Source organism: Bacillus sp. CGMCC 1.16541 (genome assembly GCF_003184905.1).
Classification (GTDB): Bacteria; Bacillota; Bacilli; order Bacillales; family Bacillaceae_H; genus Priestia.
In genome coordinates, this window is the sequence record NZ_KZ821209.1 from 47,237 (window position 1) to 72,991 (window position 25,755).

General features: G+C 36.6%; 23 protein-coding genes. 13 read left to right on the plus strand and 10 right to left on the minus strand.

Annotation, left to right across the window (positions count from 1 at the left end; genetic code table 11):
• Positions 1-90 precede the first annotated feature (90 nt).
• Both DIS06_RS03715 and DIS06_RS03720 read right to left on the minus strand, forming a co-directional pair.
• Positions 91-1,401 (minus strand): YjiH family protein, encoded by a 1,311-nt coding sequence (locus DIS06_RS03715; protein WP_481746839.1) that lies wholly within the window; start codon positions 1,399-1,401, stop codon positions 91-93.
• Positions 1,402-1,943: 542 nt separating this feature from the next.
• Positions 1,944-2,381, minus strand: coding sequence for an Hsp20/alpha crystallin family protein (locus DIS06_RS03720; RefSeq protein ID WP_110111925.1), 438 nt, complete (start codon positions 2,379-2,381; stop codon positions 1,944-1,946).
• Between the two features lie 215 nt (positions 2,382-2,596).
• Between DIS06_RS03720 and DIS06_RS03725 the strand changes: the two genes are divergently transcribed.
• The gene (locus DIS06_RS03725; RefSeq protein ID WP_110111926.1) at positions 2,597-2,977 is read left to right on the plus strand and encodes a replication termination protein; all 381 of its coding nucleotides are present in this window, start codon (positions 2,597-2,599) and stop codon (positions 2,975-2,977) included.
• Positions 2,978-3,018: 41 nt separating this feature from the next.
• On the opposite strand, the gene DIS06_RS03730 is transcribed toward DIS06_RS03725, so the two are convergent.
• Positions 3,019-3,603, minus strand: coding sequence for a biotin transporter BioY (locus tag DIS06_RS03730; RefSeq protein ID WP_110111927.1), 585 nt, complete (start codon positions 3,601-3,603; stop codon positions 3,019-3,021).
• Positions 3,604-3,950: 347 nt separating this feature from the next.
• Here DIS06_RS03730 and DIS06_RS03735 point away from each other — a divergent pair, with 347 nt between their 5' ends.
• A complete protein-coding gene (locus DIS06_RS03735; protein WP_110111928.1) occupies positions 3,951-4,235 on the plus strand; it encodes an AbrB/MazE/SpoVT family DNA-binding domain-containing protein in 285 nt (94 codons plus the stop codon).
• 54 nt (positions 4,236-4,289) lie between these two features.
• Here DIS06_RS03735 and DIS06_RS03740 read toward each other — a convergent pair whose 3' ends face one another.
• On the minus strand, positions 4,290-5,648 hold the full coding sequence (locus DIS06_RS03740) for an MATE family efflux transporter (protein WP_110111929.1): 1,359 nt from the start codon (positions 5,646-5,648) through the stop codon (positions 4,290-4,292).
• A gap of 137 nt (positions 5,649-5,785) precedes the next feature.
• Between DIS06_RS03740 and DIS06_RS03745 the strand changes: the two genes are divergently transcribed.
• Positions 5,786-6,544 carry an SDR family NAD(P)-dependent oxidoreductase gene (locus DIS06_RS03745; RefSeq protein WP_110111930.1) on the plus strand — a complete coding sequence of 253 codons (759 nt, stop codon included), beginning with the start codon at positions 5,786-5,788 and terminating at the stop codon, positions 6,542-6,544.
• Between the two features lie 61 nt (positions 6,545-6,605).
• Here DIS06_RS03745 and DIS06_RS03750 read toward each other — a convergent pair whose 3' ends face one another.
• On the minus strand, positions 6,606-8,378 hold the full coding sequence (locus DIS06_RS03750) for a solute:sodium symporter family transporter (RefSeq protein ID WP_110111931.1): 1,773 nt from the start codon (positions 8,376-8,378) through the stop codon (positions 6,606-6,608).
• A gap of 333 nt (positions 8,379-8,711) precedes the next feature.
• Here DIS06_RS03750 and DIS06_RS03755 point away from each other — a divergent pair, with 333 nt between their 5' ends.
• On the plus strand, positions 8,712-10,259 hold the full coding sequence (locus DIS06_RS03755; RefSeq protein ID WP_110111932.1) for an AbgT family transporter: 1,548 nt from the start codon (positions 8,712-8,714) through the stop codon (positions 10,257-10,259).
• Positions 10,260-10,453: 194 nt separating this feature from the next.
• Here DIS06_RS03755 and DIS06_RS03760 read toward each other — a convergent pair whose 3' ends face one another.
• Positions 10,454-11,965, minus strand: coding sequence for a phytoene desaturase family protein (locus DIS06_RS03760; RefSeq protein ID WP_110111933.1), 1,512 nt, complete (start codon positions 11,963-11,965; stop codon positions 10,454-10,456).
• Positions 11,966-12,099: 134 nt separating this feature from the next.
• On the opposite strand from DIS06_RS03760, the gene DIS06_RS03765 reads away from it, so the two are divergent.
• Positions 12,100-13,200 carry a glycosyltransferase family 2 protein gene (locus DIS06_RS03765; protein ID WP_110111934.1) on the plus strand — a complete coding sequence of 367 codons (1,101 nt, stop codon included), beginning with the start codon at positions 12,100-12,102 and terminating at the stop codon, positions 13,198-13,200.
• Entirely contained in the window at positions 13,197-13,724 is a 528-nt protein-coding gene (locus DIS06_RS03770) for a glycosyl-4,4'-diaponeurosporenoate acyltransferase CrtO family protein (RefSeq protein WP_110111935.1), read from the plus strand. The genes DIS06_RS03765 and DIS06_RS03770 overlap by 4 nt, the downstream gene beginning before the upstream one ends.
• 75 nt (positions 13,725-13,799) lie before the next feature.
• Here the strand turns inward: DIS06_RS03770 and DIS06_RS03775 are convergent, their stop codons facing one another.
• The gene (locus DIS06_RS03775; RefSeq protein ID WP_110111936.1) at positions 13,800-14,546 is read right to left on the minus strand and encodes a potassium channel family protein; all 747 of its coding nucleotides are present in this window, start codon (positions 14,544-14,546) and stop codon (positions 13,800-13,802) included.
• Positions 14,547-14,925: 379 nt separating this feature from the next.
• Here DIS06_RS03775 and ltaS point away from each other — a divergent pair, with 379 nt between their 5' ends.
• The 5 genes from ltaS (at position 14,926) to DIS06_RS03800 (ending at position 21,325) form a co-directional block, all read left to right on the plus strand.
• Positions 14,926-16,875 carry a lipoteichoic acid synthase gene (gene ltaS, locus DIS06_RS03780; protein ID WP_110111937.1) on the plus strand — a complete coding sequence of 650 codons (1,950 nt, stop codon included), beginning with the start codon at positions 14,926-14,928 and terminating at the stop codon, positions 16,873-16,875.
• A gap of 311 nt (positions 16,876-17,186) precedes the next feature.
• Entirely contained in the window at positions 17,187-18,746 is a 1,560-nt protein-coding gene (locus DIS06_RS03785) for an S-layer homology domain-containing protein (RefSeq protein WP_110111938.1), read from the plus strand.
• Between the two features lie 240 nt (positions 18,747-18,986).
• Entirely contained in the window at positions 18,987-19,631 is a 645-nt protein-coding gene (locus DIS06_RS03790) for a 5-bromo-4-chloroindolyl phosphate hydrolysis family protein (protein WP_110111939.1), read from the plus strand.
• A gap of 19 nt (positions 19,632-19,650) precedes the next feature.
• On the plus strand, positions 19,651-20,796 hold the full coding sequence (locus DIS06_RS03795; RefSeq protein WP_110111940.1) for a toxic anion resistance protein: 1,146 nt from the start codon (positions 19,651-19,653) through the stop codon (positions 20,794-20,796).
• A gap of 109 nt (positions 20,797-20,905) precedes the next feature.
• On the plus strand, positions 20,906-21,325 hold the full coding sequence (locus DIS06_RS03800) for a DUF4395 domain-containing protein (protein ID WP_110111941.1): 420 nt from the start codon (positions 20,906-20,908) through the stop codon (positions 21,323-21,325).
• Between the two features lie 349 nt (positions 21,326-21,674).
• Here DIS06_RS03800 and DIS06_RS03805 read toward each other — a convergent pair whose 3' ends face one another.
• Positions 21,675-22,334 carry a hypothetical protein gene (locus tag DIS06_RS03805; RefSeq protein WP_110111942.1) on the minus strand — a complete coding sequence of 220 codons (660 nt, stop codon included), beginning with the start codon at positions 22,332-22,334 and terminating at the stop codon, positions 21,675-21,677.
• A gap of 153 nt (positions 22,335-22,487) precedes the next feature.
• Positions 22,488-23,096, minus strand: a complete 609-nt coding sequence (locus DIS06_RS03810; RefSeq protein WP_110111943.1) for a hypothetical protein — start codon at positions 23,094-23,096, stop codon at positions 22,488-22,490.
• 125 nt (positions 23,097-23,221) lie between these two features.
• Here DIS06_RS03810 and DIS06_RS20050 point away from each other — a divergent pair, with 125 nt between their 5' ends.
• Both DIS06_RS20050 and DIS06_RS03815 read left to right on the plus strand, forming a co-directional pair.
• Entirely contained in the window at positions 23,222-23,365 is a 144-nt protein-coding gene (locus tag DIS06_RS20050; RefSeq protein ID WP_162595866.1) for a hypothetical protein, read from the plus strand.
• A 66-nt stretch (positions 23,366-23,431) separates the two neighbouring features.
• On the plus strand, positions 23,432-24,130 hold the full coding sequence (locus DIS06_RS03815) for a polysaccharide deacetylase family protein (protein ID WP_239421858.1): 699 nt from the start codon (positions 23,432-23,434) through the stop codon (positions 24,128-24,130).
• A gap of 50 nt (positions 24,131-24,180) precedes the next feature.
• Here the strand turns inward: DIS06_RS03815 and DIS06_RS03820 are convergent, their stop codons facing one another.
• A complete protein-coding gene (locus DIS06_RS03820) occupies positions 24,181-25,575 on the minus strand; it encodes a M20/M25/M40 family metallo-hydrolase (protein ID WP_110111945.1) in 1,395 nt (464 codons plus the stop codon).
• Positions 25,576-25,755 lie beyond the last annotated feature (180 nt).

A 25,755-nucleotide genomic window follows, 5' to 3' on the forward strand; every position in this document is an offset into this window, starting at 1 on the left:
ACTTGTCATTATAAATATAATTCTGAATATTTCAATATTATTTCAAAGGAAATAAAAAAAAGCTGAGAGTTGATCAGCTTCTTTTTCTGCTTAGAATAAAAAATGTGCAACAATAACAACGATTGGCAATGTAATTAATGTACGCTCAATAAAGATAATGACTAAATCTGTAAACTTCACGGGGATTTTAGAGCCTAACAATAAGCCCCCAACCTCTGACATGTAAATTAACTGAGTAACCGACACACACGCAATCACAAAGCGTGTTAACTCGCTTTCGATGCCACTTCCAATGACAGCAGGTAAGAACATATCCGCAAATCCTACAACCATCGTTTGCGCTGCATCCGCAGCTTCTGGAACTTGCAACAGAGATAGAATTGGAACAAAAGGAGTACCTAACCATGAGAAGAACGGTGTGTACTCAGCGATAACGAGTGCTATTGTCCCGATTGCCATAACAATTGGGACAACGCCCATCCACATATCTAAAATGTTTTTAACGCCGTCTTGAAAAAACGCTTTAACACCAGTATTGTTTTTGGCACGATAAACCGCTTGATTAAATCCCCAAGAAAAAGCACTGTGTCCTTGTGGGATTGTTTCGTCTGCTACATTGGTAGCCGCTTGTTCAAAATACGTATCAGCTTTTCGTGATAAAGGCGGGATACGTGGCATAATAATCGCTGCGACAAACCCAGCTAATAAAATGGTTAAATAGTAAGGAAGAATATATGCTTCTAATTTCATATAACTTAAAATAACGATACTGAACGTAATCGATACAACGGAGAATGTTGTCCCAATCACAGCTGCCTCACGTTTGGTGTAATAACCATCTTCGTATTGTTTACTTGTCAGAAGGACACCGATTGTTCCGTCTCCTAACCAAGAAGCTAAACAATCAATTGATGAACGACCTGGTAAAGTGAAAATAGGTCGCATGAATTTTGTAAATAAGGATCCGCATAATTCCAGTAATCCAAAGTTTAATAATAATGGTAGTAAAAGTCCGGCAAATAAGAAGACAGAAAACAAAACCGGAATTAGGTCATACAATAAAAGTCCGCCCGTATTTTCAGACCAAATAGCTTCTGGTCCAACCTTTAAAAGAGCCATAATGATAAAAATTGTTCCTAAAATACGTGCAATCACCCAAACAGGACTAACGAGTAATAAAGAAGATAAAAACGAGCTGTTTTTAATAAAAGCAGGTTTGATTGCTGATGCAAGTATAGTTAATAAAGCTGTGAGTGCAACAATGATAGTCATAATCATTGGTAATTGATCTGCTAATACATTTTGTACACCCTTAGCAAGTATCGCAACCGGTATTGTTACTTCTCCTTTATAAGAGATAGGAATCATAAATAATAGAATACCGATTACAGAAGGAATCATAAATGTTAAAACATGTGATTTCGAGTACGACTGTTCTTTCGCTTGTTTCAAGATGCTCACCTCAACCATTGCTATGAATTTTTTTACATATTTAAACGTTGTTTTTAATCATACGTAATCATGAAAGAAAAAACTTGAAAATATATTTGTATAATTTATGCATATTTTGTATCGTTTGTTCGTTTTAAACGGTATATAGATGTATGTTTAAAAATACAACGTTATAAAAATAACATATTTTCATAGTGAATAAAAATAAAAAGTTAAATTTTAATTTTTATAATAGTGAAATAATTTTGTTTCTTATATATTTATACACTAATCCAAACCTAGATTCAATAATGAAACGCTTACAAATTTAGAGGGAGGAAGTATGAAGAGGGTGGAACAGGTGGAAACAAACTCAAGAAAGTAGGTGTATGTGCAACAGCCCTTGCCTCTCTATCCATTAGTAGAGCTGGATGAAGAGACAAAGGCTGTTGCAAGCTAAGTCAAACAGGATTTTTTTCCTCCTATTGTCTCAGCGTCTTAATGATGGGTAATTAATTTTCTTCATCAAATTCAATGGAAATGGTTTGGTCTTGCACATCTTTTTGCAATCGTATTTCAAGTAAACCATTTTTATATTTAGCAGATATTTGATCATCGATATAAGGAAATGGAATTCGAATGGTGCGTTGAAACGAGCCGGTGTGACGTTCGCTATTTAGTAATTGTTGTTTAGAAATAGGGTAGGAATAAGGAATATGGCCATCGATGGTTAACGTACTAGATTCAAGCTTAATCCGTACGTCTTGACTAGATTGTAAGCCGGGAATTTCAATGACAACAATGCCTTCTGTATCTGTTTGATAAAGGTCAATGTTTGGGAACCGCTTTGGAAGCATACCTTGTAGGTCATTCCAAAAGTGAACGCCTAGCATGTCTTCCACTTTATCGTGAATTGAGCTCCAGTCAATTTCAGGTGGTTTTTTGCTCATCTATGCTCACCTCACTTTTTATTCGTTACATTATAATATGAAGTAAAAAGATGATTCTGAACTAAAAAGAAGGTGAAGTTAGGTATATATTCATGGTTATTTATTGAGGAAGCGAAAAAAGACGGATTTTCGAGCGTGAAAGAAGGAGTCTTGCGTGTGAATAAAGTATAATTAGAACAAAGAACATTTTGAAAATACTAGAAAGGATGAATAAAATGACTGAAAAACGAACATCTAGTGGATTCTTATTAAAACAGCGAGCATTTTTAAAATTATACATGATTACAATGACAGAGCAAGAACGCTTATACGGATTACGCCTTCTCGATGTATTACGTGATGAATTTCGTCCATTTGGCTATAAACCAAATCATTCAGAAGTGTATAAGGCACTGCACGATTTAATTGAAGATGGTGTATTAAAGCAAGTAAAGAAGAAAAAAGAAGGAATGAAGCTTCAAGAAGTGGTTTATTATAAATTCGCAGACGGTGGAGAAGAAAAAGCAAAAGTATATAAAAAACAATTAAAAGTCGAATTAGAAAGATGTGAATCAATGATCCAAAAAGCGATTCGTGATAACTTTGGACAAGTATAAAACGCCATTTCACGAAATGTGAATGGCGTTTCTTTGCCTTCTTAAACCGACCGATATGTGTTAGTCGGTGCGTATCGTTTTAGAGCGGTATGTAATCGAGGCAGAATAAATGCAGAGCTTATGGCGACCAGGAGATCTAATGGTATATACAAAAGCATCCATGACCATGCCATTATATAATTAAATGCTTCAGGTGCTTCCGCCCAAAAACGTAGAACCACATACATATAATTTGTTCCAATTATGTAATTTAAGAAGAGACCAGCAAAGCTTGCAAATAAAAAGTGTCGCTTTTTCGGATTTGGAGATTGTTCAATTATCTTTCCACTTATGTAGGCGACGAAAATAAATGAAACAATAAACCCGAATGTGGGACTTAGTAATGAACCCACTCCTCCTTTAAATTGAGCAAATATTGGTGCCCCAACTAGGCCTGTAAACATATAAGCCGCCATAGCGAATGCGCCTAGTCGACTTCCTAACATCCCTCCAGCTAATAAAGCGACTAATAACTGTAAAGTAATCGGAACGCCTCCAATTGTTAAATAAGGAGAGATGTTGGCTCCTACTGCCATAAATCCAATAAACATTGAACAAATAACTAATTCGTACGTTTTTCCTCTCATATTTCTACCTCCTTCTCAAATGTTAACTAAAAATATATTTTGGTTAACATTTAGTGTTGTATTTATTTTTACATGATTAGATTTGTTTGTAAATACAGTTTTAAAATGTATGGGTTGAAAAGAAAGAACGAAAGATTGTTACTGAATTGGTAAATGAGGGGTTAAAAGTATGATTTTTTGTTGCGAAACTGTAAAAAAACTCGAATAAAAAACATGAAGAGTAGAGCGAATTAATCATCATTCTTTTGATGATTATGAACTATTTATTACATAATCAATGATTGGTATGATACAACATGAGATAAATATTGGTTAAAAAGGCTTTTATCACTAAAGGAGTGTTAACTGTGAAATCAACAGGTATTGTGAGAAGAATTGATGAATTAGGTCGTGTCGTAATTCCTAAAGAATTAAGAACGATGCTAAGTTTCGATAAAGGTGATCCGATTGAAATTTATGTGGATGGAGAGGAAATTATCTTAAAGAAGTACACACCGTACGGAGCTTGTGTGTTAACAGGTGAAGTTTCTCATGACAACTTTTCTTTAGGAAACGGGAATGTCGTATTAAGTAAAGAAGGAGCAGAAATGCTTTTAAAAGAATTAGAACAAGCTTTACAAACGAGTAAGTAATAGCAAAAGAGAGCTTCACGGTGACTATTAAATCGCTGTGAGGCTCTCTTTTTATTAGGAGTTTGCTAACTTGCTATTTTGGCGTTGAACAATGATAAGACGGTAACATAGACCAATTGCTCCTAGTGCTAAGCCGACAATGAGTCCAATCCAATAGCCAAATGCTGCGAGTGATGTATAATTTGCTAATGCATAACCGAGGGGCAAGCCAATAACCCAGTAAGAGATAAGAGCCATCACAAATGTTGTGTTCACATCTTTATATCCTCGTAAGGCACCTTGTATAGGAGCTTGCAAGGCATCTGATAGCTGAAAAAAGATAGCATATAATAAAAATTGTGTTGTAAGAGCGAGTACTTGTGCATCAGATGTGTACATGGTAGCTACTTCAGTACGGAAGAAGTAGAGCCATGCGGCACATAAAAAGGAAATTCCAATGGCCATAGTAATACCGATGTAACTATATTCACGCGCATCTTTAAATCGTTTTGCTCCAGCTTCGAAACCGACCACAATGGTGAGTGCAATTGAGATGCTAAGAGGAATCATATACAGAAAAGAAGCGAAATTAATGGCTACTTGATGGGCCGCAATCGTAATCGTGTCGTAAGCACTCATGAGCAGCGTCACGGCTGCGAAAATGCTTGTTTCAAAGAAAATAGCTAATCCAATTGGAACCCCAATCAGTAAAAGTTCTTTCCAAGTAGAGAGTGAAACGGTATAAAGTCTTTTGAAAATACGATAGGACGAAAACGGCTCTCGACGGACAATAATCCAAAGGGTAATGATTAATAAGCACCAGTAGGTAATGGCTGTCGCATAGCCAGCACCGACGCCTCCAAATTGAGGAACGCCAAGCTTTCCGAAGATAAATACATAGTTTAACAACACATTAATTGGTAAAGAAAGTAACGTAATAAACATCGTTGTACGAGTTTGACCTAATGCATCAATAAAATTACGTAAAACCGTGTAAATGAACAGAGGAACAATTCCAATTGATAAGGCGATTAAATAGTCTCGAGCAATAAGCGCAACTGTAGGATCAAGACTCATCTTATCTAAAATGGGTTGTAGCACAAAAGAGCCAATAATTAAAATCAGGAGTGACATGAAAACTCCAACATACATACCTTGAACAACCGAAAATGGAACGTTCTTGCGATTGTTTGCGCCAATTAGTTGCGCCACAATCGGTGTAATGCCCATTAAAATACCGCTAAGCCCTGTGAAAACGGGCATCCACAAACTCGACCCAATCGCTACCCCTGCTAGGTTATTTGCGCTTACACGACTCGACATCATCGTGTCAAAAAAGTTCATTGAAAACATACCGAGCTGTGTAATTAAGATAGGTACTAGAATAATTAAGAATTGCTTTACCTTTTCTTGTTTTGTGAATGTTTGTTTCATTGATTATCCCTCGATCTCAAATCTTTTTTACAATAAGTAGCATTATATCGGAAGTACATGTATTTGTCCTGTGTAACAACCTATTTTGTGTAAAGAAAAAAATATTGTAAGATAAAGTGTGAAAGGTGGGGTATTAAATGGATTTACAGTTAAAAGGAAAAAACGTATTAGTGACAGGTGGATCGAAAGGAATTGGTAAAGGAATTGCAGCGGCTTTTTTAAAAGAAGGAGCGAATGTAGCAATTGCAGCTCGTGGAAAAGAAGCATTACAAGAAGCGCGTGAGCAGTTAGACGGTGTATCGACTTACGAAGTAGATGTAACGAATGAACAAGAACGAATCAATCTCATTGAACGTTTCGTAACAGAATTTGGTCGCATTGATATACTAATCAATAATGCAGGTGGAAGTAATGGAAGTAGTGCACTCGAAACAGACATGGCGACTTTTTCTGAAGCAATGGAGTTAAACTACATATCAGCGGTTCACTTAAGTAAGTTAGCTGGAGAAGAAATGAAAAAGAAAGGCTACGGTAGCATTGTTAATGTAACGTCTATTTTTGGCCGTGAAAGTGGAGGGAAAGTAACATATAACAATGCAAAAGCAGCGCTCATTAGTTTTACAAAATCATTTGCCGATGAAATGATTTTATTTGGTGTTCGTGTCAATAGTGTAGCGCCAGGAAGTATTTTGCACGCAACAGGGAATTGGCAAAAGCGAATCGAAGAGAATCCAGAGAAAATGAAGAAATTTGTAAAAGAGAATATTCCAGCAGGTCGCTTTGGTACGGTAGAAGAAGTCGCGAATGCAGTTGTGTTTATCGCATCTGAACAAGCATCTTGGGTTGTTGGTGCGAGCTTAAATGTAGATGGTGGACAATCTCGCATGAATTTTTAATAAGGCTTTTTTATAAAATGAAGCTATGTCAGATGGAGAGTTTACTGACATAGCTTTATTGTTAGGAAACCACTTTTATTGAAGAAATGGATTGTTTTTGAATAAGTGTTGCGTATTTTTTATGCCATTGTTTCAAAGAGAAATAAATGAGTACCCCTGTTAGGACAATAAGTGCCCCTACTGCATAACCAAACATCGGTGAGACAATGGCTCGTTCATAAGCAACACCGATAGGGGAAAATACAATGTACGTAAGTGCAACAAGCGCTAAAAGCACAATTGCTGTTGGTAAGGTATATTTCCATGGTGTCATATTAACAGATGGATTCGCTTTGAAAACATAAGGGGTAGATCTCGGCTTTACTTTTCCAATTAAGAGCATAATGGCAACTTCTACAAAAAAGAGAATCGCATAAAGATGGATGAAATGAATGTCGACTGTAAAATTAAATAAGTGATTTGTACCCCATACGAGCATGTAATACGTAATAATATGAAAGAGAATGACCACTTTAGCTGCAATTGATGGAACAAACTTTGAGAACACACCAACGAGTAAAATAGCGATAATTGGAATGTTGAAAAATCCTGTGAACTTACGAATTAAATCCCATAAACCATCGGGTGCTTGCATGAGTAGGGGTGAAATAAATAATGTAATAAGAGCTACCACTGAGCCGAAATATTTACTTACTAAAATAAGGCGTTTATCCGATGCATCACGATTTACTTGTGATTTGTAAATATCAAGTGCAAACATCGTCGCTGCACTATTTAACAATGAATTAAATGAGCTAAACACGGCTCCTAATAGAACAGCTAAGAAAAATCCTGACAAATACGTTGGTAACACATCAGCAATTAAAGTGGGATAAGCCAAGTCAACGGTTTGTAAGGAATCTCCGTAAAGATGAAACGCAATGACACCAGGAATCATCATAAAAACAGGTACTAACAGTTTATAAAATCCTGAAATGAGCACCCCTTTTTGACCTTCTGCTAAGTTTTTTGCTCCTAATGTGCGCTGAATGACATATTGATTAGACGCCCAATAAAACAAGTTAGCAAAAATCATTCCTGTAAAAATCGTGCCAATCGGAACAGAGTCTTGCTTGGTTCCAATGCCATTTAGCTTTTCAGGATGATTCGTTGCAATTGTTTTCATGCCGTCTACTAAGTTTCCATTTCCTAAAGCAATAAAACCTAAAATGGGAACAAGAATTCCGATAATGAGTAAACCGATTCCGTTAATGGTATCTGACACGGCCACCGCTTTTAATCCTCCACAGATGGCGTAAATTGCGCCAATAATTCCAATGATCCAAATGACGAGCCAAACCGATTGTGTATAACTAATTCCGAGTAGGCTCGGAATATCAAAAAGTTGCAAGACGGCAAGTGCACCAGAGTAAAGCATAGAGGGAATGGTTACGAAAATGTATCCAAGCATAAATAAAATGACTGTGTAACGTCGCACTCCTTCATCAAAACGAGTACTAAAAAATTCAGGTAAGGTGGTAAAGCTTCCACCTAAGTATTTTGGTAATAAATAAATCGCCATCACGACAATCGCGAACAATGCCGTTACTTCCCAAGCCATATTTGATAAATTTGTTCGATACGCTTGTCCGTTTAATCCAATTAATTGTTCAGCAGACAAGTTTGTTAACAAAAGAGATCCTGCAATAAACCCTCCTGTTAATCCTCGGCCAGCAAGGAAATATCCGGTTGAATCGTTTACTTCACCTTTTGTTTTTTGATAAGAAACCCAACCTACAAGTCCCATGAAGCATGCACAAGATAATAGAGTGAACCAAATGCTGACTGAATTCATGCTTTTTCCTCACTTTCGTTAATGGTTTGAGATAGTATTTATTAATTAAGAATATTTCGATACAAATGACTAAACTGTTCTTTTATAGGTACATACCGAAAACGTTTAAGGTCACTAGTGCTTCCTGAAAATGAAGTACCCGTCCACTGATAGAGTAAACATTTGTAAAAGAAAAATAAGGAATTAGAACTAGAGTTATTGTTTAAATAGTGTAAAAATTATCGGAAATACCTTTACAAATAATTGATTCTTTATTATATTTGTAAAACATTCTGAAAATAGGGAGGGTTAGAAATCATACAAACAATATAGAGAAAGGAGACGTGAATCATCATGTCAACACCAAATACAGAAATATCGAAGCCAAAGCAAAGGAGAAGTATTTTTCAATACTTTCTAGATTTTATTGAGAAAGCTGGAAATAAGCTTCCGGATGTTATTACACTTTTCTTCATTTTAACAGTGCTTATTTTGATCAGTTCTTTTATTGCAGGAAAGCTTGGAGTGTCAGCGATTAATCCCGCAACAAAAGAAAAGATTGAAGCTGTGAACTTACTAAGTCGCGATGGACTTGTGAAAATTTTATCAGAGATGGTTAACAACTTTATGTCCTTTCCACCACTTGGATTAGTACTTGTTGTAATGTTAGGGGTAGGGCTCGCGGAATCAACAGGTCTTGTATCCGCGTTGTTAAAGAAGATGGTGTCAATCGCACCGACAAAGCTTATTTTACCTTCAATTGTATTGATTGGAGTGTTAGGTAATTCAGCCGCGGATGCAGCGATGATCGTGCTACCACCAATTGCGGCATTAGTTTTTTTATCAATTGGTAAACATCCAATTGTTGGGTTAACTATGACGTATGCAGCGGTTGCCGGAGGGTTTAGTGCTAATTTAATTTTAGCGATGCTCGATGTAATGATTGCAGGTTTTACAGAATCAAGTGCGCAGTTTATTGACAAGTCATATAAAGCAAACCCAGCGATGAACTATTACTTTTTAGTTGCTTCAACTTTTGTATTAATTCCGGTTACGGTATTTGTGACGAAAAAAATTGTTGAACCGCGCTTTGGTTTATATGAAGGTCCTGTCAATACAGAAGGAGAAACAACGGATTTAACAAACGGAGAGAAAAAGGGCCTTAAATGGGCGGGGGTATCCTTTACAGTCTATCTTGTGTTGTTGCTTGCTGCGACATTACCCAAAGATGCACTATTGCGTCATCCTGAAAATGGAGGATTGTTAGATTCGCCATTTATGGATGGACTTGTTCCAATTATGTTCTTTGCGTTCTTTATTCCAGCACTTGCATATGGAATTGGAGCAAATGTCTTAAAATCAGACAAAGATGTGTCGCAACATTTAACAAAAGCGATGTCTGGAATGGGCTATTACATTGTATTAGCGTTTATTTCCGCACAAATGATTACCTATTTTGAGTGGAGTAACTTAGGGTCAATCATTGCCATTAAAGGAGCCGAACTTTTACAAGCAATCGGTTTAACGGGCTTACCTTTATTGCTAGGGTTTATTGTTCTTTGTGGTGTCATTAATTTGTTGATTGCTAGCTCATCAGCAAAGTGGGCCATTTTAAGTCCTATTTTCGTTCCGATGTTCATGTTAGTCGGTTATAGTCCAGCGTTTACTCAAATGGCGTATCGAATTGGTGATTCGATTACAAATCCAATTACACCGATGCTTGCTTATTTTGGAATTGTCCTTACGTTTGCGAAGAAATATGATAAAAATTTAGGTGTAGGTACACTTATTTCAGCGTTATTGCCGTACTCCATTGCTTACTTTATTTTCTGGACTATTTTGTTCTCAATCTGGTACTTCCTCGGTTTACCGTTAGGTCCAGGACATTATATTCGTTTGTAAAAGGGAATTGTCACGTGTAAAGGAGCCGAGGTTTGGGAACTTCCCCTTCAGATGGCTCTCTTTCCATGGAGCGTGAGGTGAGCTGCTCGTTACAAGGGAACGATAATTCTAATATGAGATATACCATCTATAAAAAAAGTACAAAAACCTGCCTCACCATTTTGTTATCTAATGGTTGAGGCAGTTTTTTATTTTTATCCAATTTCTCGGTTGCTACGAGGCGTGTTAAAGTCTTCGTTAATGGCGTCCACTGTTAATTGTCCAGAAAGGGTAACCATCGGAACACCACCACCTGGGTGAGTTGAGCCGCCTACGAAGTAAAGATTTGAGAAAAGGTGGCTTTTGCTTGGGATTTTAAATCCGCCGTTTTTCTTACGATCAGTCACAACTCCATAGATTGAACCACCGTTTGAACCGTATAACTCTTGAAGGTTATTTGGTGTAAACGTATATTCAAATTCAATGCTATCACGCAATCCTGTCATACCCATTCGTTCTAACTTTGTTAAGACAACGTTACGGTAATGAGCTTGAATGTCTGCCCAGTCTTCACCTTCTTTTAACGGAGGAACGTGGGTAAGAACAAATAAGTTTTCTTTTCCTTTAGGTGCTTGAGTTGGATCTGACTTTGAAGAGATACCAACGTAAACCGTTGGATCTTCCGCGATTTCTTTTTTGTTAAAAATTGTATCAAATTCGACTTTTTGATCTTCGGAGAAAAAGAAATTGTGATGCGCTAATTGATCGAATTGACGATTTACACCTAAAAGTAGTACAAGACCTGAAACCGTTGGCTCATATTTTGAAAGCTGCTCCACTTCCCGTTTCGCTTGTGGATGCTCGTTCAATAGTGTGCGATATGTCGGAATCGCTTCAAGATTTGATACTATGATGTCAGCATGAAGCATTTCACCTGTTTGAAGTAAAAGGCCTGATGTACGATGTCCATTTGTAACGATTTGTTTCACAGCTGTATTTAAACGAACTTCAACGCCTAATTCATCTAATACTTTTCCTAACGCTTCTGCTATTTTATACATGCCACCTTGTACGTAGTAAATACCAAGTCCTAGTTGAACATGAGTAAGTTGCGATAAAATAGCTGGTGTGTTGTATGGAGAAGAGCCGATATACATAATTAAGAAGTTAAATAATTGACGTAGATGTTTGTCTTTGATGTACTTTCTTGTTGAAGCATCCATTGACTTCATTGGGTCCATACTTAATAGTTCTTTGACACTATGCAGGGAACGTAAATCTTGTAAGCCATCTAAGCTCTTTTTGTAGAAGCTTTTCATACTATATTCGTACATTTTGCTACAGTAATGTAAATAGTCGAAGAAATTATCTGCATCTTCTGGAGAAACCTTTTTAATTTCTTCTAACATTTTTGGAAGATCACTTGTTAAGTCAATTGTTTTTCCATCTTCAAAAAATGTTCGCCACTGTGGCTCAACGCGTTCAATGTGTAAGTAATCATGGACGTCTCGGTTTGCACTGGCAAATAATTGTTCAAGTACCCAAGGCATCGTCAAGATAGAAGGACCTGTATCAAAGGTAAATCCTTTTCCACTACGAACGTTTAACTTTCCGCCAATTCGTTCTCCTTTTTCGACGACGGTTACCTCATATCCATCTGAGGCAAGGCGAATGGCAGCCGATAATCCCCCTAAACCTGCACCAACAACAAGAACTTTCTTTTTCAATTTGTGTTTCCTCCTTATAAAAAGTTGAAGAGTTGTTAAGAATAGCAATGTGTATACCTTATATTTCCAACTATTTTCTATTCAGTTTCCCATTTTATCCAGTTTGAATTATTTCATACGTTAGGAGGAATTTTATGTCGTTTTTTATTGTGACGATTGCGATTACGGCTTTTTTATTTACGTACATTCCGACCTTTCAATTTGCTGTTCCGAGCAGGCGGTCGAATGAATTGCTACATGTGTCTGTGATCATCCCTGCTCGAAATGAAGCGGAAAACATCGGTCATTTATTATCTTCGATTACGGAGCAAGTACATGAAATTATTGTTGTGGATGATCATTCAACAGACAACACAAGTGAGGTTGCCAAACAATATGGAGCTGTTGTCATAAAACCTCATTCACTTCCAAGTGGATGGTTAGGTAAATCATGGGCATGCTGGAACGGTGCAAAGCAAGCAACAGGAGATATATTGATCTTTTTAGATGCAGATACCATCATTGAAAAGAACGGCTTGTGTAAAATGATTGATCGATTTGAAAAGAATAACGGCTTTGTTTTTATTCATCCCTTTCATAAAGTGAAAAAAGTGTATGAAAAACTTTCAGCTATGTTTCATTTTGTGACATACGCTTCGATGGGAACTTTTCACTTGTTTCAACAGTGGACAAAGCCAAAAGGTGGATTTGGTCAGTGTGTGATATGTAGCAAAAAAGACTACTTTGCATTTGGTGGTCATGAAGCAGTGAAAAGCGAAGTAGTGGAAAACATGGCATTTGCTCAACATGTTTTACAACAGAATGGAAGTCTAACATGTGTGGGTGGAAAAGGAGCCGTATCAATGAGGATGTATCCTAATGGTCTTTTTGATCTTATTAATGGATGGAAAAAAAGCTTCGCGTCTGGTGCATCAGCTACTCACCCTCTTTATTTATTGGTCATTAGTGTATGGATAACAGGAATGACAACCTTTGTTTTTCAATTTCCATTTTATATGAAAGAATTTCCGTTCGCTTTGTCAATTGGTTATGCACTTATTACACTTTTACTTTATCGTGTGTTTCATACGGTTGGTTCGTTTGGTTTCGTTTCTGCTTTTTTATTTCCAATTCATATTGTGTTTTTTGTGTTTGTGTTTTTATGGTCGTTTGTTGAAACGCATTTGTTTAAAACGATTTCGTGGAAAGGTCGCCAAATTGAAGTGGATACAAGAAAAAGGAAGTTGTTTAAATGATTGAACTGTCACCTGTTACTACAATTTTTATTAATATCATCGCTTGGTTTGCAATTCATATGGGGATGTCTTACATTGGCGTGCAGCTTTCGCTTGCATTCTTAGAACGGGATGGATGGATTTGCAAAGAGAGAGTGTGGGAAAGGGACGGGAAATGTTATGAAAAGATATGGATTAAAAGATGGAAAGACAAACTTCCAGAAGCGGGAGGTCTATATAGGAAAGGATTTCAGAAACGGACATTAAAAAAGTATGAATCATCATATTTGTATCGCTTTTTATTAGAAACAAAAAGGGGAGAGTTGACGCACTGGCTTTCTATTCCCCCTGCGTTTTTGTTCTTTTTATGGAATCATCCTACGGTAGGAGTCATCATGCTTGTTTATGGTATTATCGTGAATCTACCATTCATTGTCGTACAACGGTACAACCGAATTCGATTAACGAAATTACTTCGTAAAAAGGTAAACGTACGAGCAAAAATTCCCTCTCCTACCTTTATAGAGGAAGGCATAAATCAATAAACGTAAGAAAATAGGGTTATATGCAATATGTATTGATATAAATCCACTATGAGGCCAAAGATGTTGTGGGCTAAGTCAAACAGAGGTGTCTTTTGCCTCTGTTGTCTCGGCCCTTTTTTTCTTTTCATTCAAAATAGTGATTAAAATATCAAGTTCTTCTACACTTAATTCATTAATTCTTTTCATTTGAGATGTTAAGTAAGATGTCGTTTCATCTTGTTTCTTTTCTTCTGATAAGAAATAGCTTGTGATCGAACCCGTAATCATCCCAATTAACCCAATTCCAAAAAGCATTAATAAAATAGCAATAAAACGACCAACGAGTGTTTCTGGAGAGATATCTCCGTAACCAACAGTGGTAGCTGTGACAATGGACCACCAGATGGCATCAGAGTAGCTATTAATGTTTGGCTCAAAATGAACGATTGGAATGGATGTTAAGAAGATAAGAATGGTCACAGCACTTAATGCTTTACTTAATCCATATTTATTTAAGGCATGAGCAACAGGCAATGCATATCTTCTTATGATGATGAGCAGGCGAATTGCGCGAATGAGACGTACAACACGAGATAGCTGAAAAACATTGTCTAACGGAATAATAGCAATAAGATCAAGCGGATTTCGCTTGATGTACTCCCATTTATTTGGCGAGGAAAAGAATCGAACGGCAATATCAACGACGAAGATAATCCAAACAGATGTATCTAACAGACCATATTGACCTTCTTCGCTCCAAGTTAGTACAAACGATATAAGAGCTAATATAAAAAGAATAAACTCATAAACGATTGCAAACCTTTTTATATTTTCAATCTTCATACGTAAACTCCTTTTTATGAATGTAACAATAGTGTAACAAAAAAATTGAAAAAGAAGCTATCGTTAATTATTTAAAACGGTTTGGGGGCAAATGTTGTTTTGTTACGTATATGACAATGATCTTTTTGAAGCAAACAGCACCGAGAAAACATTAACAGTCTCCGTAGCGTATTCAGTCGTATCACAGAGGATAAAATGAATAGTAAGAGCACAATGATGGGCGATAATTCGCAAATCTTATTTTTTATCTAAAGTGTTGACAATTATTTTTATAGCGTTAAAATGTGTTAAGAGCGATTGAGGTTATCTTACAGTTTTTGTAAACATGACTTTTTTTAAAATTGCCATGAGCTTATATATAGATATAGAGGTGATAAATATGAACAAGCTCATTGAACAAACAAAAGATGTTGCAGTAAAGCAACTTGGTTTTTTCTCTTTAATCGTTTTAATGTTTTGGATTAAAACGTACTCTGTTTATCAAATTGAATTTGACTTAGGTATCGAAAACTTTATTCAACAATTTTTACTATTCATTAACCCAGTAGGCTCAGCTATTTTCTTTTTTGCATTTGCCTTACTGTTTAAAGGGCGTCGAAAAATAAAAGCACTACTCGGAATTCATTTTTTCTTATCATTTATTTTATATGCAAACGTCGTGTATTATCGATTCTTTAACGATTTTATTACGGTTCCCGTGTTGACACAATCTGATAACTTTGGTCAACTTGGTGGTAGTGCAATGGCATTAATTCAGCCGTACGACCTTCTTTACTTTATCGATTTCTTTATTGCATTAACAATTGTGTTACGAAAGCAAGTGCAACTTCCTACGATGACACGTCGTTCTGTAACAGGTGTCTTTTTAGCAGGAATGGTTGTGTTTAGTGCAAACTTAGCGTTAGCAGAGATGGATCGACCTCAATTGTTAACAAGAACGTTTGATCGTAACTATTTAGTGAAATATTTAGGTGCGTATAACTATACGGTTTATGATATTATTCAAAGTTCTAAATCATCAGCGCAACGTGCTTTAGCAGATAGTAATGATGTGACAGAAATCGAGAACTATACAAAATCAACGTATGCAGAGCCCAATGAGCAATTTTTTGGCAAAGCAAAAGATATGAACGTCATTTATATCTCATTAGAGTCATTGCAAACATTTGCGATTGATTATAAGTTGCATGGTGAAGAGGTTACACCATTTTTAAATTCACTAACAAAAAATCAAGATACAATGTATTTCGATAATATCTTTCATCAAACAGCACAAGGTAAAACATCAGATGCTGAGTTTATGTTAGAAAACTCGTTGTTCCCATTACCTCAAGGGTCAGTGTTTACAACGAAGGCGAATAACACATATCAAGCAAACTCAGCGATTTTAGGTCAAAAAGGTTATACAAATGCAGTGTTCCACGGAAACGGTAAATCATTCTGGAACCGCGATGAAATGTATAAATCATTAGGTGTTGATAAGTTTTATGATTCAGCTTATTACAACATGTCAGATGAACAAACGTTAAACTATGGATTAAAAGATAAGCCATTCTTTAAAGAATCAATGCCTTATTTACAAGAGTTAAAACAGCCATTTACGGCTAAGTTCTTAACATTATCTAACCACTTCCCTTATCCATTAGATGAGGAAGATCAAACGATTGAGCCGCATACAACAGGCGATAAATCAGTTGATGGTTATTTCCAAACAGCTCGCTATATGGATGAATCGTTAGAGCAATTCTTTAATGATTTAAAAGCATCTGGTTTATATGACAACACAATGGTTGTTATGTATGGTGATCACTATGGAATTTCACCAAATCATAACAAAGCAATGTCTAAAGTATTAGGAAAAGACATTGATAAGTTTGAAAATGCTCAGCTGCAACGTGTTCCTTTGTTTATTCACATGCCAAACATGGAAGAAAAAACAGGAGCAAAAGGTGGCGTGAACCACACATATGGTGGTCAAGTTGATATTCGACCAACAGTGATGCATTTACTTGGAATCGACACAAAAGATTATTTAGATTTTGGTACAGACTTATTGTCGAAAGACCATCAAGAGCTTGTGCCTTTCCGTAATGGTGACTTCGTAACACCTGAAATTACACAAGTTGATGGTAAAGTATACAACAATGAAACAAAAGAACCGTTAGATGAAGAAGCTGCGAAGAAATATAAGAAATATGATGATGCAGTGAAAGAAAAGCTTGAGCTTTCAGATAAGCTTGTGTATGGCGATTTATTACGCTTCCACAAGCCAGAAGGTTTTGAGCCGGTGAATCGTTCAGAATATGATTACAACAAGCGAGAAGAGTAACATGTAAAAGTGTCTGAAACATAAATCTGTCAGATGATGATATACCCGAGCTATTGTGAGTTCTATACTCTTGATAGTTCGGGTATTTTTATTTGTGTGGAAAATCAGTTTAAAAGAATAGTCGTAGCGCAATGGAACGAACTTGTTGAATAACCGAACGATGATTGAAAAGTGATTGTTTGTCTTTGAGAAGAAATCGCTATGTTATGTCCCACCCTTTTCAGGGAAAGATGGTTAATTTGATTCATTTCAATATGCATATTTAATGGTACATTATTGAAGTTATTTATTTTTTTTTAGGGGGTTGAGAAGTGAAGCGCTATATTACTTCGCTACTAGTAGTTTTTGTACTTGCAGTCACGTTAGCTTATCCGTTTACGACTCAAGCGGCATCTGCATTTAAAGATGTAAGTCTTTATAAAGATGAGATTGATTTTTTAACAGAAAAACAAATCATTAAAGGATATGATGATGGAACGTTTAAGCCAGATCAACCGATTAAGCGATTACAGGCTGTGCAAATGATTCTTCGTGCAATGGGTGAAAAAGTAGGAGATGCGCCTAATCCAAACTTTAAAGATGTAAAACCTGGCGATTATGGATATGAAGAAGTAGCTAAAGCAGTGGAAATTGGAATCATTTCTGGAAAACAAGATGGTCGATTTGATTCTTGGGGTACGTTAACACGTGGGCAAATGGCGAAGATTTTAGTTAACGCCTATAATCTTCGAGGTATTTATCCATATCAGTTTACAGATGTCAATGAGAAACATTGGGCATACGACTTTGTGAGTCCGTTAGCTGCGAATAATATTACAACAGGATATGGTGATGATACATATCGTCCAAATATATCATTAAGCCGTGCGCATTTTGCTGTATTTATGGCAAGACTATTGGATTCATCGTTTCGCCCAGACAATCCTTACTTAGCGGACTCGCTAATTGAAGGGATTTTTGATATCAAAATACTCGATACTGACATTCATGAGTCAAAGCCAATTCTTTACTTACTAGATGCGATTGAGAATGAAGTGGTTGCATTAAACTATGAAACATACGAGTATGAAAGTGTCAGATTACCGCTTCCAGTCGAAAAAATGACGTATGTGAATGGGAAGATTTATGTAACGCAGCTGAAAGGAAAACATTCGCCAGGTTGGTGGGGGGAAAATCAGCGCGGGGCGTTTGCGGTGATTGATGCAAACAGTATGAAAGTGGAGAAACAATTTAACATTGAGCTTGACCCCTTTGACATTGCGGCAACTTCAGATGGAGTTGTATACATTCCATCGGGATCTGGTCAGTGGACGTTTATAAATAGTTATAGTAGTAAAACAGGTGAGCGTTTAAGTACACAAGCTATTCGAAATGCTAGCTATATCGCAATGCATCCATCAGGAAGTAAGGTATATAGCATTACAACGGACTTATCACCAAGAAATATGACTGTATATGATATTGAAAATGGAAAGCTATTATCTGAACGTCCTTCGCCTTACCATGGGGATTATCCATTATCACCTGACCTAGCTATTTCACCAGATGGAAAATATATTTTTAATCAACAAAGCTATGTATTCCGTTCAACACTGAACCATAGCACTGACATGACGTACGCAGGAAAGCTTGATCGACCGTATAAAGCTATTGCATTTGATATTCTCAATAATGAATTCTATACGTCGAATCATCAAGATTACATTCAAGCTTATGATTATCAAACATTAAAGCCTGCATATCAGCTTACAACGTATGGAGATGTTCAACATTTATTCTATCAAGGTGATACATTGATTGCGCTAACAAATTTAACGTTTGATAATTCATCTGTTCCATTTGTCGGACTTGAAACGATCACATTCGAATAATAAATAAGAGAGAAAGATGCAGGAACCGTTTTAGGGCTTGCATCTTTTTGTTTGGATACGAAGGTAGTAGTTAATTTTTATTGAGCACTTGAAATAGTAGGGGGAAACAGTTGAAAAGAAGAGGATAATGAAACTTTTGCATGTGTTCATTCGTATAATCAATTAGTTACATTTGTGTATGACATGTCTTAAAATGATATAATGAATACAATGAGCGACCGAGAATAGGGGTGATTGAGCGTGAGGATATTGAACGCATTAAAGTGGCTTACGCTTTCGTGGACAGCTGGCGCTTTGTCGGTGCCTATCTTTTATTTTGGACTAGATTTACACCTTTTCATGTCGATGCTTGCAAGCGTTGGTGTGGGAGGAGTGACGTTGCTATTTCCAGTAACTCGTGCTGTCAGGCAACGTCTTCAAAATCCATATCGTGAAGAAATTGCTTACTCAAAACATCAAGTGAAAGAAGCGAAAAAGAAGTTAATCATTATGAGTAGATATCGATTTAAAGTGCGATCGATTCATATGTGGACGCAACTATCTCGACTTTATAAAGTATCAAAAGCCATTATTGATATGGTAGAAAAAGAACCGATGCGTTATAAAAATGTGCAACCGTTCTTTGTGAATTATTTGCCTTCTACCATTACACTGGTTGAGCGATATTTCTTTTTATTATCAAAACCAGGAAAAAGCATCGAAATAAAAGAAAGTTTAAAGGAAGCAGAAGTAATGCTCGATGACATGGCTATAAAATATGATCAGCTTTTAAATCAAGCGCTATCCAATGATGTGTTGACGCTTGATGTGGAGATGAAAGTGTTAAAACAAACGTTTCAACATGATAAACCATGGATTCCAACTTCAACAGACCGTCGAAAGTAAGGAGTAGGAGGAACGAACAATGAAGGAATTAGAAAAAGACCATACATTAGATGATTTATTAAATAATCCGTTTGCAGCACCTGTTGCTAAACAAGAAGTAAGTTCAGTAGACGAAAAGCCTCAACGTACGTTTGATTATTTAACACCTGAACATCAAGAACGAGCAAAAAAAATTGCTGAACAAATCGATTTTAAAAATCAGCAAGCCATCTTACAATATGGAGTCGCAGCTCAAACTGAACTCTCTCAATTCTCGCAATCGGTTTTACAACATGTGCAAACGAAAGATTCAGGCCCTGTAGGTGACGTCATCGGCGAGCTGATGAGTAAAATCAATCAAGTCAATCCAAATGACTTTACTCAAAAGAAAAAAGGAGTATTTAGTAAAATTTTCTCAGGGATTTCAAAGCCAGTTCAGCAACTATTATCAAAATATCAAAGCATTAATGTGGAAATTGATAAAATCGCTGACAGACTAGAAGGCTCTAAACAAATGCTTTATCGTGATATTATGATGCTCGATAATTTATACGATAAAAATCGTCAATTTTACGAAGCGTTAAATGTGTATATTGGTGCAGCTGAATACAAGCTTGAAACACTTCGTCAAGAAACGTTGCCTGTTCTTCAGCAAAAAGCGTCATCAACGAATGATTATTTAATGGTACAAGAAGTAAATGATTTGAATCAGTTTATTAATCGTCTTGAAAAACGCACACATGATTTGAAGTTAAGTCGTCAAATTGCTTTGCAAAGTGCACCGCAAATTCGAATGATTCAAGAAGTGAATCAAACATTGGTGGAGAAAATTCAGAGCTCAATTTTAACAGCGATTCCGCTTTGGAAAAACCAAGTGGTCATTGCAACGACTCTGTTGCGTCAAAAGAAAGCAATGGAAGCGCAAAAACAAGTATCGAAAACTACAAATGATCTGTTAACAAAGAACTCAGAAATGTTAAAACAAAATACAGTGGAAGTGGCAAGAGAAAACGAAGCGGGTATTGTTGACATTGAGACATTGAAGAAAACACAAAGTGATTTAATTTCAACATTAGAAGATGTGTTGAAAATTCAGCAAGAAGGTCGAATGAAGCGAACAGAAGCAGAAAAAGAATTGCATCATATGGAGCAAGAGTTAAAAAATAAGTTGATGAATTTAAAATAAACAACGATGGCAACAGAAACATAAACTGTTGCCAGTTATTTTTTTCTTTATTCCGAGTAAATCAATCGATATAATAAAAGAAACACCGTTACATGATGGGAGTGACAACATGAGTATACCAAAACCACTTGTACAAGTTAATCAAGCTTTTATCGTTGCGACGACATTCCTCGGACTATTTGTTTCGTTTTATGTATTGCTTATTCCGATAGCAGTTGGAGTTAGTACATTAATTACAAAGAAAAATCCAATGATGGTAGTCGGAAAGCGATTTTTGCGTCAACCGATGCACACATATATACAAGAAGACAAAGCACAACAAATGTTTAATCAATGGATTGCTACGAGTTTATTAACTGCTGCATTTGTTTGTTTTTTATTTGAGTGGAATACTGTTGGAGCAATTTTTAGCGTCATGGTCATTACAGCTGCAGGAGTTGCATTAATGGGTTATTGCATTGGGTGCACTGTGAGATATCGTTATATGATGTGGAAACATAAACAAATGAAAAAACACAATACTGCTTGAGAAATAAAAGAGGCTGGGACATAAGTGTTTCAGTCGATAATATATCCGAACTATTTATAGTTATATTCTATTTGTAGTTCGGATATTTTTTTGATTAAAAAACAAGTTTAAAAGAATAGTGGAATGGAGCACAGGACACTCGACTCCTGCGGGAAATAGAGGAAAGGCTGAGACCCCACAGGAACGAGGAGACTCAGGTTCCTCCCCGCGGAAAGCGAGTGGCTGGAGCGAAATGGAACGAACTTGTTGCTGTAACATAACGATGACAGAAACGTTCTTGTTCGTTTTTGAGAAGGAATCATTTCGTTATGTCCCACTCTCTTTTGAGTACATGAGTGTTAGTCTCTTCTTACTGAACGATGGTTTTTGCCATTTCCATAAATGGTGTATAACTTTCAGTTTCAGTAGGAGCAAAAATGGTTAGGCGAAGAGGTGGATGTTGTTCGTTTCCTTCTACAAGATAAGAAGCTCCTTTTTCATCCCCTAATTGTCCTTCATATGCTGCTTTAATCGTAAAGTTCTCCATTTTTGGTCCATCTACTTTCGTTGCCTCTTTAAACCCTGCTTCCATCATTGCTTTTGTGTCTTTTTCAATTTGAGTGATGTCGCTATTGTCTTCAAGTAATTCGACACGCATCCACATATCTTTATTGTTGTTATAAGAAATCACATCTTTACCCGGCTCTTCTTCTGAAAACGTATAGTTCTCCATCACATATAAACTATAATTTTGGTTTTCACTTTGCTTTAAAAAGCCCATTTGTTCTTCTTTCATTCCTTCTACTTCATACGTCATCAGTTGTTCAGGAAGGCGCATCATTTCATCGTCAGAGCTAACAGGTGTATCCCCATCTTGCTTGTTTGTGTCTTCTCGTTGAGTGTCTTTGCTATCTTGAGGTTCTTCAATTGCAGGAGCCTCACCATTTGTTTCCTTCGTTGTATCATTAGTCGTACCGCAAGCGGTCATCATTAAACCACAGGCTATAAAAATAAAAAACCATTTTTTCATATTAAAACCTCCTAAAAAGTTGTTCGTTAATTAGACTAAAAAAAATAGAAAAAGTTACAAAATAATGAAAGAAATTTCATTTCATTAGAAAAGAAGTTAACAAAAAAGCTTACCTTTCAATAGCGATCGTCTATTGAAAGGTAAGTGCGTCAATTATTTCTTTTTAATGGTTCCAATCATGTGTAATAAGGTTGTTATTTTATTCGTTTCTTTTGGTGCAACAACTGTTACTCTAAGTGGGGGACGTGATTGATTTCCTTTAATTAAGTAAGCTCTCCCAAGTTCCGTTTCACTTTCTGTTTCATACACTTTTATAATATCTTTTGTTAGTCCTTCTGGGGAAGGGGGAGGCGTTCCTTCTTTAGCATTGCCGAATCCTGCTTCAAAAAAGGTTTTCATATCATTTGCAGCATCATCAAAGTTTGTATCATCTCGTAACACTTCAATCCTCATCCATTCATTTGGTCTTTCTTTTGAGAAAATCATGTCTTTACCCGGCTCTTCTTCTGCAAACTCATATTCGTTAAATACGTAGAGAGAATATTGTTGATTTGTACTAGTTTTTAACAATGCTGTTTTTGAGGCATTTTCAATGATGAACGCTTTTTTGGGCGGTCTCATTCCCTCAGATGCTAGTAGTCTTTCTAGAATGATGGCTTTCTTTTCTTCCATCGATACGTAAGAAATAGGTGTAGATGGTTCTGTATGTATAGTCGATGGAGAACTGAGCAACAGTGCGCTAATGAATAAAGGAATACTCATCATTTTCCTCCCAATCAAAAATTTTACTTTTCATTCTTCTTATAAATACCCGATATGTCCAATTTGTAAACGTACGCAAATTGGACATGCTAACGTTAATAAGCGTAAATATCGAGGTGAAAATAGTGGAGAAACAAGAAAAACATGAACAAGAAAAACATCTCATTTGCAGTGAGCAACTTTTTTGGAGCGATTTGCGAGCAATTGTAGACGATATGGTTCATCAAGAAAAAGACTCTCGTCATAAATTAAATTCACAAGATGATTAAATTGGAGGGAGAAACATGAAGCAATTTCGAATGTGGATGTCATTCGTTTTAACGATTGTCATTATGATGACGGGGCATGGAGTTGAAGCTGCGAAAAAAAGTCGATTTTACTACGAAAAAAAAGGTGACATTGTATGGGAAGTCCCGACAAAAGAAGAGAAAATTATTGCCTTAACGTTCGATGATGGTCCGGATCCTCGGTATACACCCGTCATCTTAGACTTACTAGACGAGTATGAAGCAAAAGCAACATTCTTTGTAGTAGGAAATCGAATTGATCGCTATCCAAGACTTGTGAAAAGGCAAGTAAAAGAAGGGCATGAACTTGCGAATCATACATATAGTCACCTTCAAGTACAAGGACAATCCGTCGAACGAATTGAAGAAGAGATAAAACGAGCAGGCACAGCCATTGAAGAAATAACGGGTAAGCCATCATACCTGTTTCGTCCTCCGACAGGCTATTACGATGATAATGTTGTAAATGCAGCGAAAAGCCAAGGGTATACGGTTGTGATGTGGTCGTGGCATCAAGATACATTTGACTGGAGAAACCCAGGTGTTGGACGAATTGTTAGTCAAGTATTAAATAACGCCAGATCAGGTGACATTGTGCTGTTTCACGATACAGGAGGAAATCGACGACAAACAATTGAAGCACTAAAACAAATATTGCCTGAGTTAGAAAAGAGAGGGTATAAGTTTGTCACGATTTCTGAATTACTCAAACATCACCCAAATTACAAATCACTTTATCCTCTATAAATATAAACGAATAAACCTCCCTATAAAAAAGAGGGAGGTTTGCATCGTAATTATTGAATTTCTTGTTCGTGATAAAGGTGTGGAGTTGCTTGTTTTTTGCCTTTTGTTGGCTTAGGTCCTTGATGGTCAGGTCGTACACGATCATATACAGCTGTACCAACAATTTCTGCTACATCTTGTAATTTTTCTTTACTAATTTTATCAATTGAATCTTCTGGTGTGTGATACCACGGTTCAGCTGGACTATGGATGAAGAGAGCAGCTGGAATTCCTACTTCACCGAATGGAACGTGGTCACTGCTTCCGCCTTGTCCGTATGGTGTTGGGCTGCCGTTTAAGCGTGTACTAGATGCTTGAGAAAGTTCTGTCACTAAATTTGGCTTTCCATCGACTGTACGTAACACTAAATTGCCTGCATCACGGCTTCCGACCATATCTAAGTTGAACATTGCCACCGTACGATCAATTTCGTCTTCTGTTAAGTTTTTAACATATGCTCTGGATCCAAGTAATCCGATTTCTTCGGCACCAAATGTGACGAAACGAAGTTCTGTATCGGTTGGTAAGTCTTTAAAGACACGAGCTAACTCTAATGTCATCGCTGTACCTGAAGCATCATCGTTTGCACCAGGTGATCCTGGAACTGAATCGTAGTGAGCGCCGACAACCACAATGTCATTTGTCGCTTTCTTTTTATTGTTTGGAGCTTTTGTAGCCGTTACGTTATAAGATGTGCGTTCACTTACTTCAGCACCTTCAATGTTTACGGTTGCTTGTAGGCTTGTCCCATTTTTTAACGAGTTTAAAAGAGCTTCACCTTCTGATTTTGACAGAGAGACAGCAGGTACGTATTTATTGTTTGCTCCACCTAGTGTTCCGTTAAGCGTCCCATCAGCATTATTATAGATAATAACAGCAGTTGCCCCTTTTTCAGCGGCATTTAATACTTTTTCACCAAACGGAATCGCTCCGCGTTGAATCAAGGCGATTTTCCCTGTTAAGTTTTTGTTTGCTAACTCGTCTTTCGTTCCTAATCCTGCGTATTCTACTTCTCCGGTTACGTTTCCACTAACGCTGTATGTAAAGGAGGTAGGCTTTAAATTGAAGCCATCAACGGCAAGCTCTACTTTACTTGCTGGTGTATAGCCAACATATTTAAATTCCTCTAACTGTGCTTTATATCCATATGATTGAAACTGTTCTTTAATAAACTGTGCCGCTTTATGCTCGTCCTCTGTTCCTGCGACGCGAGGTTGTTGAGCTAAATAGTCAATGTTGTTATAAATGTTTTCAACGTTAATGCGATCAATCACTTTTTGATCAAGAACGTTTTGGAACTTCTCATAAGCTGGCACGGTTTCAATTGGTTTTGCATAAGCCGGTACAGTAAGAGCACCAAATGTTAAGCTTGTTGCGACTGCTAATGATAAAAGTGGCTTTTTCATTTGTTTTCCCCCCTAAAAAGTATTATAGTTTAAAAGTTTAAAATAGTTAGATAATGGAAGTAAGTGAAATTGGAACTATTTTTCGTGGGTATTATTACCTTTATTCTTATTATTCTTATTTTTTCACTAGCGTTGCATAAATATAGTTTGAATTTTCAGTTTAATACTTTTTCGGATTTA